Raw genomic sequence first — 15,084 nt, 5'->3', positions numbered from 1 at the left:
GGGTCTGAGGACGCGGGACGCACCTGTAGCGCCCCTCGGCACCCCCTGCATACCCCCGCTCAACAGGGATCAAAACTTTGAGCTGCCGGGAAACTGCGCAACGTGACCGGACCGCTCCGGTGGGCCGCGCGGACCGGCGCTCTGCCAGACTGGGGGCGGTCCGGCCCCGCCCCGAGGAGTGAGCAGACGTGAGCAGCCAGAGCGCCGATCCCGGCGACGTGTACGTCAAGGCCGGGGTGATCGTCTTCGGCATCGGCGCCCTCGCCACCCTGGTCACCTTCGTCCCGCTGTTCCTGCACCTCACGCCGCTGCCGACGGCCGCGTACTGGCTGAGCATGCTGATGCCGGCGGGCTTCCTGTCCGCGCTGACCGGGCTGTTCCTGAACGCCCGGGCCCAGCGCCGCCGCGTCGGGCCGTAGTGCCGTAGGACGGCAGGGCCCCGCACCGCGCCCTAGGCGGCCAGGTGGGCGGCGAGCCAGCCCGGGAACTCGGTGAGGTCCGTCAGCACCACGTCCGCGCCCGCCTCGCGCAGCTCGTCGGCGCCGTACGGGCCGGTGGGGACGCAGACGGCGAGGGCGTCCGCGTGCCGGGCGCCGCGGATGTCTCCGAGGTGGTCGCCGACGTAGATGCTGGCGCCGTGGTCGCGCAGCGCGTCGCCCTTGGTCTCCGCCCAGAGGTCGCCGATCAGCACGTCCGCCGGCAGCCCGGCGTGCTCCAGGTGGAGGCGGGCGTTCGGCTCGTACTTGCCGGTGATCACGGCGACCCGGCCGCCGTGCGCGCGGACCGCCTCGACGGCGGCGTACGCGCCCGGCAGGGCGACGGTCGGGGCGAAGGCGTGGTCGCGGTACAGCTCGCGGTAGCGCGTCGCGGCCCGCTCCACCTCCTCCTCCGGGAACCAGTTGCGGATCTCGTCCAGCAGCGGCGGGCCGAGCCGGGTGACCACGAGGTCGGCGTCGATGGGGGTGCCGGTCTCGGCGGAGAGCGCCAGGTAGGTGGCGCGGATACCCGGCCGGGTGTCCAGCAGCGTCATGTCGAGGTCGAAGCCGACGGTGAGCGGGGCCTGTGAGGTCGCGGGCATGCCGCCAGGCTATCCAACGGACGGCCCGTGCCACGAGGCAATTTGCCCCGGCTTCGCGGCGGAACTTAGGTTTGCCTGAGTTGTCTGCGGGGAGGGCCCATGACCGACGACACCACCGCGCCGCCGGGCGCGCCGCGCGCGCCGGACCGCGCGCCGCGGCGCCGGTTACCGTGGTTCGCCGCCGCGCTGGCCGTGCTGGGCGCCGCGGTGCTGCTGAGCCTGGCGATCGGCAGCCGGACCGTCCCGTTCGGCGACACCGTCGACGCCCTGCTGCACGGCGGGGACACCGCGAACGCCGTGGTGATCCGCGAGCTGCGGGTGCCCCGGACGGTCGTCGGCCTGGCCGTCGGCGCGGCGCTCGGGCTGGCCGGGGCCGTCATGCAGGGCCTGACCCGGAACCCGATCGCCGACCCCGGCATCCTCGGCGCCTCGCAGGGCGCGGCGGCCGGGGTGGTGGTCGCCGTCTCCGGCTTCGGCGTCTCCGCCCTCACCGGGTACGTCTGGTTCGGCTTCGCGGGCGCGCTGCTGGCCACCGTGCTGGTCCACGGCCTCGCCGGGCGGGGCCGGGGCGGGGCGACGCCGGTCAAGCTGGCGCTGGCCGGCTCGGCGATGTCCGGCTTCATCGCCTCGCTCAACACCCTGGTGCTGACCACGGACGCGGCCACCATGGACCGGTTCCGCTTCTGGCACGTCGGCTCGCTCTCCGGCCGCACCGCCGACGTGGCCTGGCAGCTGCTGCCCTTCCTGGCGGTCGGCTCCGTGCTGGTCGTGGCGGTGGCGCGCGGGCTGGACGCGCTGGCGCTCGGCGACGACACCGCGAAGGGCCTGGGCGCGCGGACCGGCCCGGTTCGGGCGGTCGGCGCGCTCGGCGCGACCGTCCTCACCGGCTCGGCGGTCGCGGCGGCCGGCCCGATCGCCTTCGTCGGCCTCGCCGTCCCGCACGCGGCCCGTGCCGTCGCGGGCGCCGACCACCGCTGGATCCTCGCCTTCTCCGCCGTCCTCGGCCCGGCCCTCCTGCTGCTGGCCGACACCCTCGGCCGGGTGCTGTTCCCGCCGTCCGAGGTGCCGGCGGGCGTGATGACGGCCCTGGTCGGCGTCCCGGTGCTGGTGGCCCTGGTCCGTCGCCGGAAGGTCGTGGCGGCATGAGCGGCGTGTCCCTCCCCGGGTACTCCGTGCTGCGGGCCGGGCGGGCCTCCGTGCTGCTGCACCGGCGCTCGGCGCTCGTCGCGGTCGGGCTGCTGGCGGCGCTCGCCGGGACGGTGGTGGCCTCGCTGTGCCTGGGCGAGTCCACGGTGTCGCCGGGCGAGGTGGTGAAGGTGGTGCTCGGGCGGCCGAGCCCGGACGAGCTGGTGGTCGGCGAGTTCCGGCTGCCCCGGGTGGTCGTCGGGCTGCTGGTCGGTGCGGCGCTCGGGCTGGCCGGGGCGCTGGTCCAGACCGTCGCCCGCAATCCGCTGGCCAGCCCCGACGTGGTCGGGGTGACCTGGGGCGCGACCGCGACCGTGGTCGGCCTGACGGCCTACGGCGTGGTCGGCTCGACCGGCCAGGCGCCGTACGCCGCGGTGGCCGGCGGCCTGGTGGCCGGGCTGCTGGTGTACGCGCTGGCCTGGCGGCGCGGGCTGCACGCGCAGCGCTTCGTGCTGATCGGCATCGGGATCAGCGTCGCGCTGTCCTCGCTCACCTCGGTCTTCCTCACCAGGGGCGACGGCTTCCAGGCCCAGGCCGCCAAGGTCTGGATGACCGGCAGCCTGAACGGCTCCGGCTACGACCGGGCCGGCCCGCTGGCCTGGGTGCTGCTCGCCGCCGTCCCGGGGGCGCTGTGGGCGGCCCGCGCCCAGCGGTCGATCTCCTTCGACGACGCCACCGCGGTGGGCCTCGGGCTTCGGCTGGACCGGATCCGGCTGGGCATGGCGCTGCTGGGCATCGTGCTGGCCTCCTGCGCGGCCGGGGCCGCCGGGCCGGTGGACTTCGTCGCGCTGATGGCCCCGCAGATCGCGCTGCGGCTGGCCCGCTCGGCGCAGGTCCCGCTGTTCTGCTCGGCGCTGACCGGCGCGCTGGTGGTGGTCCTCGCCGACCTGATCGCCCGGCGGCTGCTGGCGCCGACCGAACTGCCGGTGGGCGTGGTGACCGGCCTGGTCGGCGCGCCGTACCTGATGTGGCTGCTGGTCCGATCCCGCCGTGGAGGTTCCTGATGTCCGCACACCAGCCGTCCGGGCACCGCCTGGAGGCCCGGGGCCTCACCCTGGCCTACGAGGCGCGCACCGTCGTGGAGGGTCTGGACGTCGGCATCCCGGACGGCCGGGTGACGGTGATCGTCGGCCCGAACGCCTGCGGCAAGTCGACCCTGCTGCGGGCCCTCGGCCGACTGCTGAAGCCGGCCCGGGGCGCGGTGCTGCTGGACGGCGAGGAGCTGGCACGGATCCCGACCAAGCGGATCGCCCAGCGGCTCGGCCTGCTGCCGCAGTCGCCCACCGCCCCCGAGGGCATCTCGGTGGCGGACCTGGTCTCGCGCGGCCGTCAGCCGCACCAGAGCTGGTGGCAGCAGTGGTCGCCGGAGGACGAGGCCGCCGTCTCGGAGGCGCTGGAGCGCACCTCCACCGCGGAGCTGGCCGAGCGCAGCATGGACGAACTGTCGGGCGGCCAGCGCCAGCGCGCCTGGATCGCCATGGCGCTCGCCCAGGGCACCGACATCCTGCTGCTGGACGAGCCGACCACCTACCTGGACATCGCGCACCAGGTGGAGGTGCTGGACCTGGTCCGCCGGCTGAACGTGGAGCGCGGACGGACCGTCGTGGCCGTGCTGCACGACCTCAACCAGGCGGCCCGGTACGCCGACCACCTGGTGGCGATGCGGGACGGCCGGGTGGTGGCGCAGGGCCCGCCCGCGCAGGTGGTGACGGCGGATCTGGTGCGGGAGGTGTTCGGGCTGGACTCGGTGGTGGTGCCGGACCCGGTGACCGGCACGCCCCTGGTCGTCCCGGGCGCCCCCTGGGCGGCCGAGGCGGCGGCGGCGGTGGACGCCTGACGGCACGCTTGACGGCACTTCAGGCACCAATTCGGACATAATCGACGGCACCCCGACCCCGCCTCCCCTCCCGAGGACCGCCGATGCGACCGATCGCCCGCCGCACCCTCCTCACCGGCCTCGGCGGGGCCGCGCTCGCGGCGTGCACCGGCGGGACCCGGCACCCGTCCCCGGCCACCGCCGACAGCCTCGACGCGAGCGCCTCGCCCTCCGCCACCCCGGTGCCGCCGGTGACCGTGGACACCGCGAACGGGCCGGTGCAGGTGCCGGGCCGGCCGATGCGGGTGGTCGTCCTGGACACCGACGTGCTCGACTCCGCGCTGACCCTCGGCATCACCCCGGTCGGCGCCGCGCTCCCGGCCCGCGACACCAGCTACCCCGACTACTGGCCGTCCCCCCGGACGTCCGGGATCCGGGTGGTCGGCCCGGCCGGCTCCCCCGACCTGCCGACCGTACGGGCGCTGCGGCCGGACCTGATCCTCTCCAACCAGGCCCGCGACGGCGACCGCTACGACCAGCTGCGCGAGCTCGCCCCGACCGTGCTCACCCAGACCACCGGCGCGCCGTGGAAGGCCAACTTCCAGCTGCACGCCCAGGCGTTGGGCCGGGAGGCGGCCGCGGCGGCCTTCGTCGGCTCGTACCAGAAGCACGCCGGGCAGGTGGCCCAGGCGCTGTCGGCGGCGAAGCTCTCCGGGCGCAAGGTGAGCCTGGTGCGGTTCGTGGAGGGCGGCGGGATCCGGCTGTACGGCCGGCAGAGCTTCCCCGGGACGGTGCTCGCCGACGCCCAGGTCGGGCGGCCGGACGCGCAGAACGTCGACCAGTCGGACGTCGAGGTCCCGCCGGACCAGATCGCGAAGGCCGACGGCGACCTGCTGCTCTACGCGACGTACGGCGACCCGGAGCGGGCGGGCACCAACGCCACGCTGGCGAGCCCGGGCTGGCAGGCGCTGGGGGCCGTCCGGGCGCACCGGGCGTTCCCGGTGGACGACCAGCTGTGGTTCCAGGGGATCGGCTACACCGGGGCCAACTACGTGCTGGACGAACTGCAGCGCTTCCTCGGGGCGTGAGCCCCGCCCCCCCCGGAGCGCGGGCCGCGCCGCCTCCGGGGAGTGAGCGGGCGCCCCCGGCGCGTGAGCACCGGCCCGCTCGGGCACGATCGATCACGATTCGGGTCCGGCGTTATGCGCGTGACCTGCCGGTCCGTCAGAATGATCCGGAAAAATCACGGCTCATCACCTCGGGGGGACAACACAGTGTCAACTTCCGCAGCTCCGCAGGCTCCTGCCCGCAAGGGCGGCGCCGCCGCCCTCGGCTGGCTGATCAGCATCGGCTTCAACGTCGTCGCGCCGATCCTGATCTACAACCAGCTCCGCGACCACGGCTACAGCGAATCCACCGCCATCCTGCTCTCCGGCCTGGGGCCGGTGGTCGACACCCTGATCTACCTCGTCTGGCACCGCCGGATCGACGAGTTCGCCATCGTCTCGCTGGTCTTCGTCGCCCTGACCCTGGTCGTCTCGCTGGTCGGGCCCACCGATCCGAAGATGCTGCTGGCCAAGGACTCCTTCGTCTCCGGCCTGCTCGGCGTGCTCTACCTGGTCTCGCTCGCCGCGCCGAAGCCGATCATGTTCTACTTCGGCCGCAAGTTCGCCACCGACGGCACGCCGGAGATGGTCGCCTGGTGGAACTCCATGTGGCAGTACCCGGGCTTCCGCCGCGTGCAGCGCAACCTGACCATCGTCTGGGGCGTGGCCTTCGTCCTGGAGGCCGTGCTGCGGATCGTCCTGGTCTACACCCTCGCGCACGGCACCGTGGTGACGGTCAACAGCATCCTTCCGTACGCGGTGCTCGGCGGGCTGGTGTACTTCACCATCACCTACGCCAAGCGGGCCAGCGCCAAGGGCCGCGCCGCCGCTGCCGCCGCCGGGACCGCGGCCGCGGAACCCGCCGCGACGGCCTGAGTCAGCGGGTGCCCGCGTAGCGGGCCGGAGAGACGCCCACCGCCGCGGTGAAGTCGCGGGTGAGGTGCGCCTGGTCGGCGTAGCCCAGTTCGGCGGCGAGTGCGGCCAGGTCCAACTCGCCGCCGGAGGCCGCCCGTTCGGCCGCCTCGTGGAGCCGGGCGCGGCGCAGCACCCACTTGGGGGAGGCGCCGACGTACTCGGCGAACAGGCGCTGGAGGCGTCGCACACCGAGGCCGAACTCCTCCGCCAGGTCGTCCACCCGGCGGAGGTCCGGAGTGCCGGTGATCCGGTCCACCATCGCGGCGACCTCGTCGGCGACCGGATCCGGTTCCGGCAGCCGGGACCGTAGGAAGGCGTCCGCGAGGGCGGCGGGACCGCCCTGGTCACCACTCAGCAGCAGCGGGGTGAGCCGGTCCACGGCCGGGCCGAAGTAGTCGGCGGCGGGGACGGACCGGTCGGCCAGGGAGATCACCGGTCGGCCCGCGAACGGTCGGAAGGCGCCCGCCCGGAACCGTACGCCCAGCACGTGCCCGGCCCCCTCCAGACGGCGGACGAACAGGGCGCGGTCCACCCCGTAGACACGGGCCCGCGGCGCCTCGAAGACCAGGTGCACATGGGGGTGGGCGAGCACCTTCTGCTCGTACGGGGGCAGGCCGCGCAGGTCCCAGCGCACCAGCCAGTAGTACTCGACGAACCGCGCCACCCCCGGCTCGGGCACCAGCCGCTCCACGCTGATCAGCTCGGCCGCCCGAGCCGGGTGCAGCACGCCGCGGCCGAGATCGGGAGAGTCCATGGCGGCCAGGCTACGTCGCGTTTCTTCAAGACCGCGCGGCGCCGGGCGGCGGAGGATCCGGGCATGAGCGTTCACCCGATGCACCCCTTCCTGGCCCGCGCCGCGGCCGCCGCGGCCGCCGTCGCCGCCGCCGTCCCGGCCGAACACCCGCTGGACGCGCCGACGCCCTGCGCGGACTTCGACACCCGTGCGCTGATCAACCACTGGGTGCTCTACACCTCGTACGGCCTGGAGCACCGGGCCCGCCGCACCGAGCTGCCCCGGGAGCTGATCGACCGCGACTTCACCGCCCGGCCCGACTGGTCCGCCGACTACGCGGAGCAGCTGGAGCGCGCCGTCGCGGCCTGGGCCGACCCGGCGGCCTGGGAGGGCGAGGTCGACCTCGGCGGCTCCCCGGTGCCGGCGGCGGCCATCGCCCGGATGCTGGTCCTGGAGCTGCTGCTGCACGGCTGGGACGTCGCCCGGGCGACCGGCGGGGCCGTCGAGGTGGACGAGGAACTCGCGGCGCTGACCGAGGAGATCGTGGCGGAGTACGCGCGGATGTACCGCCAGTACGAGGGCTTCGCCGGCACGCTGACCCCGCCGGAGGGCGCCTCGGCCTGGGAGCGGGCGCTGGCCGCCTCCGGCCGCGACCCGCGCTGGAAGGCTTAGGAACTCCTCATCGCCGCGACGAGTTCGGCCCGCAGCAGCCGCACCGCCGGGGAGTGCTGGTCGCGGCGGGACACCAGGCCGAGCCGGGCGCGGGTCGCCGCGTCGGCGATCGGGACGGTCCGCAGGCCGACCCCCTCGGCGGAGGAGTCGCTGAGGACGGCGACCCCGGCGCCGCGCTCGGCGAGGCGGAGGACGGCGAGCGGGGAGCTGGCGTCGATGTCCACGCGCGGTTCGAGGCCGAGCCGGCGGCAGGAGTCCTCGTAGGCGGCCCGCAGGCCGGTGCCCGGGGAGAGGCAGAGGATCTTCTCGCCGCGCAGGTCGGCGAGTCGCAGGGAGGCCCGGTCGAGCGGGTGTCCGGCCGGGACGACGGCGACGATCCGCTCGTCCACCACGACGTCGACCTCCAGGCCCGGGTCGGCCGCACCGGCGAAGCCGATCAGCGCCAGGTCCAGGTCGCCGGAGCGGACCTGCGCCTGGAGCAGGTCGGAGTGGCCCTCGTGCAGGCTCAGCTCGATGCCGGGGTGGGTGCGGCCCAGGTCGGCGACGACGTCCAGGAAGGGCGGGATCGAGCAGCCCATGATCATGCCGAGCCGGACCCGGCCGCGCACCGCGTCGGCGAACTCGGCGGCGGTGTGCCGGATGGCGTCCAACGTGGCCAGCGCGCTCTTCGCCAGCGGGAGGACCGCCTCGCCGGCCGGGGTGAGCCGGATCCTGCGCCCGGACCGGTCGAGCAGCTGCTGGCCCAACTCGCGCTCCAGCTTGGCGACCTGGGTGCTGATTCCGGACTGGCTGACGTGCAGGCGGCCGGCCGCGGCGGTGAAGGAGCCCTCGTCGACGACGGCGGCGAAGTAGCGCAGCTGATGCATCTCCATATCCAACAATGATAGCTGGCATCCAATCCATCTGTTGGACGGATGGGAGGGGCGGCGGGAGGATGGGGGCATGACGACGACGAAGAGCGCACGCGAGCTTGCCGAGACCTACTTCACCGCCTGGGAGGCGGGCGACTTCGAGACCCTCCGGGGACTGCTGGCCGACGACGTGGACTTCGTCGGGGCGCTGGGAACCGCCTCAGGCGTGGAGGAGGCGCTGGCCGGGCTGCGGGGTCTCGGGCGGGTGCTGGAGAAGATCGACGTGAAGGTGCGGGTGGCCGAGGGCGACGAGGTGATCACCTGGTTCGAGCTGCACACCAGCGTCGCGGAGCCGACCCCGACGGTGAACTGGATGCACGTCGAGGACGGGAAGATCGCCCGGATCCGGGTCACCTTCGACCCGCGCGCCCTGCTGGCCGGCTTCGAGAAGCAGAACTGACCACGCCAGCCGAACCGGACACCACGAGTGCCGTGACCCGCGGGGGGGGGGAGTCACGGCACTCCTCACGTCCGGCGCCCGCCGCTCACACCCCCTGGCGCGCCGGCTCCCCCGAACGGATCGGCTCGCCCGTCCGGTGGAGGTGGGCCAGGATCTCGCGGTACGAACGGAGCAGGCCGACCTCGTAGTACGGGATGCCCTCCTCCGCGCAGAACTCCCGGGTGATCCGGGCGGCCCGTCCGAGTGCGGGGGTCGGCATGCTGGGGAACAGGTGGTGCTCCACCTGGTAGTTGAGGCCGCCCATCACCGCGTCGACGACCGGCCCGCCGCGCACGTTGCGCGAGGTGAGCACCTGGCGGCGCAGGAAGTCCAGCTTCATGTCCGGCGTCACCATCAGCATGCCCTTGTGGTTCGGGGCGAAGACGCAGCCCAGGTAGACGCCGAGGAGCGCCTGGTGCACCGCGAGGAAGGCGATCGCCTTCCCGGCCGGGAGCGCGGCGAGGACGAGGCCGAGGTAGGCCGCGAAGTGGACGACCAGCAGCACGCCCTCCAGCACCGGGCGCTTCATCGTGGGGCCGCGCAGCGCGCGGAAGCTGTTGAAGCTGAGGTTGAGGCCCTCCAGCAGGAGCAGCGGGAAGAACAGGTAGGCCTGCCGGCGGCCGATGAACCGGGCGAGTCCGCTCGCCTGCCGGGCCTGCCGCTCGGACCACACCACGAGGTCGGGCGAGACGTCCGGGTCCCGCTCCTCGTGGTTCGGATTGGCGTGGTGGCGGGTGTGCTTGTTCATCCACCAGCCGTAGCTCATGCCCATCAGGAGGTTGGCGGCGATCCGGCCGCCGATCTCGCTCGGCAGCCTCCGACCGAACACCTGACGGTGCGCCAGGTCGTGGGAGAGCAGGCCGATCTGGGCGAAGACGACGGCCATCCCCGCCGCCAGCCCGAGCTGCCACCAGGTGTCCCCGAGCGCGAACAGGGCCCACCAGCCGCCGAGGAACGCCGCCAGCACCAGGGCGGTCCGGACGGCGTAGTAGCCGGGGCGCCGGTCGAGCAGGCCCTCGGCGGCCATCCGGCGGCTCAGTCGGGCGAAGTCGCTGCCGGCGCTCGCGCTCCCCGCCTGCGGGGCGGGGGCGACGGCCGTGCTCAGGGGCTGTGTGGGCATGCCCCGAGTCTGGTTCGCCGGGGCGAGCCGGAGAACGGGGAAAGCACCCTTCCCGTACGGGTGTTAACCCCCGCACCGGCCGGGGTGCCGGCCCGCCGTCACCCGGCGGCCGTCGCCGCCCGGGTCGTCGGCACGGCCGCCGGGCGGGCCGGTTGACCTCGGCGTCGACACCGGGCGCCCGGGCGGCCGGTCGTTCAGGTGAACCTGCGGCGCACAGGCCGGGAGCGGCGGGCACCCCGGGAAGCCTCGTGCGAGACGGCCGCTCGCCCAGGGCGGCCGCACCGCACCTCGGAGAGTCCCCGATGCGCCTGTCCCCCCGCGTCTGCGCCGCGCTCACCGGCGTCGCCCTGACCGCCGCCGCCCTGGTCGGCCCGGCTCCCACCGCCACCGCCGACACCGCTCCGCCGCCCCCGGCGGGCCGGTACCTGAACCTGCACCAGTGCGTCTGGAGCGGGCCCTTCCTGCCGAACAGCTTCGACCTGATCACCGCCCTCGTCCCCACCGGGGACGGACGGTTCAGCGCCGGGACGAACGTCTCCGACACTCCCGTCGCCGCCGCCGTCTGCGGACCCGGCGACGGGAGGTACGAGCCCAACGTCTACACGGCCGCCCAGGGCTTCGACCTGACCGCCGGGCGCTACCTGAACCTGCACCAGTGCGTCTTCTGGAGCGACTTCGACCAGGACCACCTCACCACGGTGGTCGGGACCACCGACGTCAAGTTCGTCGCGGGCACCAACGTCTCCAACTCCCGTGACACCGCACCGGTTTGTGGCGGCGGGGGCACCGACCACCCCATCCCCCTGCTGTCGAGCGCGACCCCCCTGGACCTGACCGCCGGGCGGTACCTCAACCTGCACCAGTGCATGTACTACTACGACGGCTACCTGGACCACTTCACGACCTTCGCCCGGAACGGGGACGGGCGGTTCGACGCCGGGACGAACATCTCCAACACTCCCGACACCAAGGCCTCCTGCGGCGCCGGGGACGGCCGGTTCAAGCTCATCCCGCTGCTTTCGGGCGTCAAGGCGCTGCCGCTGCACTGAGGCCCCGGCTCCTGGCGGCTTCCCCGCCGCCACCGGCCGCCCCCACCCGCGCGAGCGGCCGCCCCGCCTCAGCCCTGCTGCTGCGGCGGGCGGCGGCGCAGGCCGACCAGCAGCAGGACCACCGCGGAGATCACCGCCGACAGCCGCAGCACGTTCGGGGCCGACGACCAGCCGATCTGCCCCAGCGGCGAGCCCGACTGCAGTCCGCCGCCCTGGGCGCCGCCCTGCTTGGCGTGCTGCATGGCGACCAGGGTGGTCGCGCTCATCGTGATCAGCGGGATGCCCAGGATCGCGAACTTGCGCGTCAGATCGGAGAGTTGACGGGAGAGGTAGCCGAGGCCCCAGCCCGCCAGCATCACCGGGAAGAAGCCGGTGACGGCACCGCCGACCAGGAGTGTGCTGGAGAGCAGGATCAGCGGGGACACCCTGCGGGCACCCGCGTCCTTGCCCGCGCCCTTCGCGGCCCCCTTCGCCGTTCCCTTCCCCGCGCCCTTCGCCGCGCCCTTCGCCCCGCCCGGAGCCCCGGGCGCACCGGCGGCAGGAGCCTCCTGGGCCGCCTTCCCCCTGGCCTTCCGCAGCTTCTTCGACTTCCTCAGGGCTTTCGGGTCCACCGCGGGCACCGGCTCCGCGGCGGCCGCTGCCGCCGCGGCCGCCTCCGCCGCGCGCTGCTCGGGAATCGGCCCCGGTGCGGGCTCCGGCCCGTCCGAGAAGTCGAACACCGTCATGGTCCACGGCCCGGTGCTGCTCACCGTCGGCGGCGGGATCGCGGCCGCCCGCGCCTCGGCGTCGACGACGTCCGGCGGGTTCAGCGGCACGGACGGGATCCCGGCCGCGCTCGGCGCCGGCGGGTCGTACACGCTGTCAGGATCGAAGGCCGACGACGGCACCACCGGCGGTACGGAGGGCGCGGGCGGCACGACCGGGGCGCCCGACGACTCCGACGAACCCCCCTGCCCGGCACCGCCCTGCCCGGCGGGGCCGTCCGCACCACCGACCACGCGCTCGCTCCACGGCCCGCTCTTGCGCCACCACTCGCCGTCCGTCATCACCGACACCCCGCCTCGCCCGACCCGCCCGTGGAGAGCGCGACCGCCCACCGACCCGCCCTCGGCGTGACGCTACCCACCCCGCCCCCGCCCACGCGAGTCCACCGGCCCGGCACCACCCGGCGGAGCGCCCGCCCGGTCCGGGCGGGGGCGAGGGACACCCTCGCGTCCGCCCGCCCGACTAACCTAGGTCGAATGACCACACAGCAGGGCCCCCAACGCCGGAACAGGTCCGCCGCCGGCCCGCGCACCCTCGCCGAGGAGCTGCGCGCCCGTCCCGACGACGCGCTCGCCGCCCTGCTCCGCTCGCGCCCCGACCTGCTGAACCCCGTCCCCGGGGACCTGACCCAGCTGTCCGCCCGGTTGTCCTCGCGCGCGTCCGCGCTGCGCGCCCTGGAGCGGCTGGACCGCTTCACCCTGCAGGTCGCCGAGGCGCTGGCCACCGCTCCGGACGGCACCTCCGCGGCCACCGTCCGCTCCCTGCTCACCGGCCCGGCCAAGGTCAAGCCGCACCCCGGCGCGACCCCCCTCAGCCCGGCCGACCGGTCCGCGGTCGCCTCCGCCCTGCCCCGCGCGCTCGCCACCCTGCGCGACCGGGCGCTGGTCTGGGGCCCGGACAACGGCCTGCGCCTGGTCCTGGCCGTCCGCGAGGCACTCGCGCCGACCGCCGCCAACCCGGGCCGCACCGGCCTCGGCCCGACCCTCGCCGAGGCCACCGTCGGGATGTCCCCGGCCCGGCTGCAGCAACTGCTCGCCTCGGCCGGCCAGCCCGCCACCCCGGACCCGGTCACCGCCGTCGCCGCGCTCACCGCGCTGCTCACCGACCGCGCCCGCTGCACCGCCCTGCTCGACACCGCCCCCGAGGCCGCCCTGCGGCTGCTGGACCGGCTGGTCTGGGGCCCGCCCACCGGCACCGTCCCGGACGCCGCCCGTCCGGTCACCGCCGAGGACGCGCAGAGCCCCGTCGAGTGGCTGCTCGCCCGCGGCCTGCTGCTGCCGACCAGCCCCGGCAGCGTCGTGCTGCCCCGCGAGCTCGCCCTGCACCTGCGCGGCGGCCGCACCCACCGCACCGTCGAGCCGGTCCAGCCCGAACCCGCGCCCGCGGCCGCCCCGCGCGATCCACAGGCTGTGGACAGCGCCGCCGCCGGCCAGGCGCTCACCGCCGTCAAGACCGTCGAGGAGCTGCTGGACGGCTGGGGCCTCACCCCGCCGCTCACCCTGCGCGCCGGCGGTCTCGGCGTACGGGACCTCAAGCGCGCCGCCCAGGCCCTGGAGACCACCGAGCAGCAGGCCGCGTTCTGGCTCGAACTCGCCTACACCGCGGGCCTGCTGGCCCCCGACGGCGAGGTGGACGAGCGCTGGGCCCCCACCCCCGCCTACGACGCCTGGCTGCAGCTGGACACCGCCGAGCGCTGGTCCGTCCTCGCCACCGCCTGGCTCGCCGCCACCCGCGTCCCCGCCCTCGCCGGCACCCCGGACGGCAAGGGCAAGACCCGCGCCGCGCTCGGCCCCGAGCTCGACCGCACCCTCGCCCCGTCCGTCCGCCGCGCCGCCCTCGCCCTGCTCGCCGAACTCCCGCCCGGCACCCCGGCCACCGCCGACGAACTGCTCCCGACCCTGCGCTGGCAGCGCCCGCTGCGCGGCGGACCGACCGGCCCGGACGGCCGCGACCTGCGCGACGAGCTCACCGCCTGGACGCTCGACGAGGCCGAACTCCTCGGCGTCACCGGCCGCGGCGCCCTCGCCGCCCCCGCCCGCGCCCTGCTCACCGCCGAGGCCGACCCGGCCGAGGTGCTCGCCCCGCTGCTTCCGCAGCCGCTCGACCACGTGATCCTCCAGCCGGACCTCACCGCGATCGCCCCCGGCCCGCTGCTCACCCCGCTCGCCCACGCCCTCGCGCTGTGCGCCGACATCGAGTCCAAGGGCGGCGCCACCGTCTACCGCTTCACCCCGGCGTCCGTCCGCCGCGCCCTCGACGCCGGACGCACCGCCGCGGACCTGCGCGCCTTCCTGGAGCAGCACAGCCGTACGCCCGTCCCGCAGCCGCTCACCTACCTGATCGACGACGTCGCCCGCCGGCACGGCATCCTGCGGGTCGGCGCCGCCTCCTCCTACCTGCGCTGCGACGATCCGGCGCTGCTCAACGAGGTGCTCGCCGACCGCCGCTCCGCCGAGCTGCGGCTCCGGCTGCTCGCCCCCACCGTGCTCGCCGCCCAGGCCGCCCCGGACGTCCTGCTCGCCACCCTGCGCACGATGGGCTACGCCCCGGCCGCCGAGTCCGCCGAGGGCGACGTGCTGATCACCCGCCCGGACAGCCACCGCACCCCGCCCCGGACGGCCCCCGTCCCCGTGCCCGACGGCCCGCCCACCCCCGACGACACCCTGCTCGCCGCCGCCATCAAGGCCATCCGGGCCGGCGACCGCGCCGCGACCGCCGCCCGCCGCGAGCCCTCCCCCGACCCGCGCCACCTGCCCCGCACCGCCGCCGCCGAGACCCTGGCCGCGCTCCAGACGGCCGTGCTCCTCGGCGAGCGGATGTGGATCGGCTACCTCAACGCCGAGGGCATCGCCAGCCAGCGCATCATCGACCCGGTCAAGGTCGAAGGCGGCTTCGTCACCGCCTTCGACCACCACGCCGACGAACTGCGCACCTTCGCCCTCCACCGCATCACCGGCGTCGCCGAGCTGGACGAATGACGGAACCGGACAGGGTGACGGAACAGGACGGGTGACGGAACCGGAGGAGCCGTCAGTGCCCCTTCGATTCCTTCATCTTCTCCTGGACCGCCTTGTCCGCCAGGCTGCCGATCTCCCCCTGCCCGATCGGCAGGGAGCCGCCGCCGACCTGGTCGGCGATCAGGAATCCGGGCGCCGCGAGCAGCCCGCCGGGCCCCTCCCCGATGCCCGCGAGGGCGTGGGCCGACCCGGCCGAGGAGGCGGTGGCGGCGAAGGCCGTGCCCATCAGGGCGAGGGCGGTGAGAACGCGCTTCGAGTTCTTCATGGCCAGCTCAACG

16 protein-coding genes are annotated in these 15,084 nt (G+C 75.2%); 10 read left to right on the top strand and 6 right to left on the bottom strand.

What is annotated here, in order from left to right; genetic code table 11:
- The first annotated feature begins 188 nt into the window (after positions 1 to 188).
- Positions 189 to 419, top strand: a complete 231-nt coding sequence (locus ACIRD3_RS36245) for a hypothetical protein (protein ID WP_402225248.1) — start codon at positions 189 to 191, stop codon at positions 417 to 419.
- 32 nt (positions 420 to 451) lie between these two features.
- Here the strand turns inward: ACIRD3_RS36245 and ACIRD3_RS36240 are convergent, their stop codons facing one another.
- Positions 452 to 1,078, bottom strand: coding sequence for an HAD family hydrolase (locus ACIRD3_RS36240; protein ID WP_402225246.1), 627 nt, complete (start codon positions 1,076 to 1,078; stop codon positions 452 to 454).
- A 99-nt stretch (positions 1,079 to 1,177) separates the two neighbouring features.
- On the opposite strand from ACIRD3_RS36240, the gene ACIRD3_RS36235 reads away from it, so the two are divergent.
- The 5 genes from ACIRD3_RS36235 to ACIRD3_RS36215 all read left to right on the top strand — a co-directional run bounded on the left by ACIRD3_RS36235 (position 1,178) and on the right by ACIRD3_RS36215 (position 6,061).
- On the top strand, positions 1,178 to 2,224 hold the full coding sequence (locus ACIRD3_RS36235; RefSeq protein WP_402225244.1) for a FecCD family ABC transporter permease: 1,047 nt from the start codon (positions 1,178 to 1,180) through the stop codon (positions 2,222 to 2,224).
- On the top strand, positions 2,221 to 3,267 hold the full coding sequence (locus ACIRD3_RS36230; protein ID WP_402225242.1) for a FecCD family ABC transporter permease: 1,047 nt from the start codon (positions 2,221 to 2,223) through the stop codon (positions 3,265 to 3,267). Before ACIRD3_RS36235 ends, ACIRD3_RS36230 begins: the two co-directional genes overlap by 4 nt.
- Positions 3,267 to 4,100: an ABC transporter ATP-binding protein gene (locus ACIRD3_RS36225; RefSeq protein ID WP_402225240.1), complete on the top strand. Its 834-nt coding sequence runs from the start codon at positions 3,267 to 3,269 to the stop codon at positions 4,098 to 4,100. Before ACIRD3_RS36230 ends, ACIRD3_RS36225 begins: the two co-directional genes overlap by 1 nt.
- A gap of 83 nt (positions 4,101 to 4,183) precedes the next feature.
- Entirely contained in the window at positions 4,184 to 5,167 is a 984-nt protein-coding gene (locus tag ACIRD3_RS36220) for an ABC transporter substrate-binding protein (RefSeq protein ID WP_402225237.1), read from the top strand.
- 186 nt (positions 5,168 to 5,353) lie between these two features.
- On the top strand, positions 5,354 to 6,061 hold the full coding sequence (locus ACIRD3_RS36215; RefSeq protein ID WP_402225234.1) for a VC0807 family protein: 708 nt from the start codon (positions 5,354 to 5,356) through the stop codon (positions 6,059 to 6,061).
- A gap of 1 nt (position 6,062) precedes the next feature.
- Here ACIRD3_RS36215 and ACIRD3_RS36210 read toward each other — a convergent pair whose 3' ends face one another.
- On the bottom strand, positions 6,063 to 6,854 hold the full coding sequence (locus ACIRD3_RS36210) for a DUF6597 domain-containing transcriptional factor (RefSeq protein ID WP_402225231.1): 792 nt from the start codon (positions 6,852 to 6,854) through the stop codon (positions 6,063 to 6,065).
- 63 nt (positions 6,855 to 6,917) lie between these two features.
- Here ACIRD3_RS36210 and ACIRD3_RS36205 point away from each other — a divergent pair, with 63 nt between their 5' ends.
- Entirely contained in the window at positions 6,918 to 7,505 is a 588-nt protein-coding gene (locus tag ACIRD3_RS36205; protein ID WP_402225229.1) for a TIGR03086 family metal-binding protein, read from the top strand.
- On the opposite strand, the gene ACIRD3_RS36200 is transcribed toward ACIRD3_RS36205, so the two are convergent.
- Entirely contained in the window at positions 7,502 to 8,377 is an 876-nt protein-coding gene (locus ACIRD3_RS36200) for a LysR family transcriptional regulator (RefSeq protein ID WP_402225227.1), read from the bottom strand. The two genes, ACIRD3_RS36205 and ACIRD3_RS36200, sit on opposite strands and share 4 nt — an antisense overlap.
- 70 nt (positions 8,378 to 8,447) lie before the next feature.
- Here ACIRD3_RS36200 and ACIRD3_RS36195 point away from each other — a divergent pair, with 70 nt between their 5' ends.
- The gene (locus ACIRD3_RS36195) at positions 8,448 to 8,816 is read left to right on the top strand and encodes a nuclear transport factor 2 family protein (RefSeq protein WP_402225225.1); all 369 of its coding nucleotides are present in this window, start codon (positions 8,448 to 8,450) and stop codon (positions 8,814 to 8,816) included.
- 85 nt (positions 8,817 to 8,901) lie between these two features.
- Here the strand turns inward: ACIRD3_RS36195 and ACIRD3_RS36190 are convergent, their stop codons facing one another.
- A complete protein-coding gene (locus ACIRD3_RS36190) occupies positions 8,902 to 9,975 on the bottom strand; it encodes a fatty acid desaturase family protein (RefSeq protein WP_402225223.1) in 1,074 nt (357 codons plus the stop codon).
- Positions 9,976 to 10,277: 302 nt separating this feature from the next.
- Between ACIRD3_RS36190 and ACIRD3_RS36185 the strand changes: the two genes are divergently transcribed.
- Positions 10,278 to 11,024, top strand: coding sequence for a hypothetical protein (locus ACIRD3_RS36185; RefSeq protein WP_402225220.1), 747 nt, complete (start codon positions 10,278 to 10,280; stop codon positions 11,022 to 11,024).
- Positions 11,025 to 11,092: 68 nt separating this feature from the next.
- Here the strand turns inward: ACIRD3_RS36185 and ACIRD3_RS36180 are convergent, their stop codons facing one another.
- Positions 11,093 to 12,070, bottom strand: a complete 978-nt coding sequence (locus ACIRD3_RS36180) for a hypothetical protein (RefSeq protein ID WP_402225217.1) — start codon at positions 12,068 to 12,070, stop codon at positions 11,093 to 11,095.
- A gap of 195 nt (positions 12,071 to 12,265) precedes the next feature.
- On the opposite strand from ACIRD3_RS36180, the gene ACIRD3_RS36175 reads away from it, so the two are divergent.
- Positions 12,266 to 14,767, top strand: a complete 2,502-nt coding sequence (locus ACIRD3_RS36175) for a helicase-associated domain-containing protein (RefSeq protein WP_402225214.1) — start codon at positions 12,266 to 12,268, stop codon at positions 14,765 to 14,767.
- 52 nt (positions 14,768 to 14,819) lie between these two features.
- Here the strand turns inward: ACIRD3_RS36175 and ACIRD3_RS36170 are convergent, their stop codons facing one another.
- Positions 14,820 to 15,071: a hypothetical protein gene (locus ACIRD3_RS36170; RefSeq protein ID WP_402225212.1), complete on the bottom strand. Its 252-nt coding sequence runs from the start codon at positions 15,069 to 15,071 to the stop codon at positions 14,820 to 14,822.
- Positions 15,072 to 15,084 lie beyond the last annotated feature (13 nt).

The sequence above is a fragment of the Kitasatospora sp. NPDC093550 genome (assembly GCF_044764985.1).
Lineage (GTDB): Bacteria > Actinomycetota > Actinomycetes > Streptomycetales > Streptomycetaceae > Kitasatospora.
Note: the sequence above shows the minus strand (reverse complement) of the source record. Positions and strands in the feature narration are given on the sequence as shown.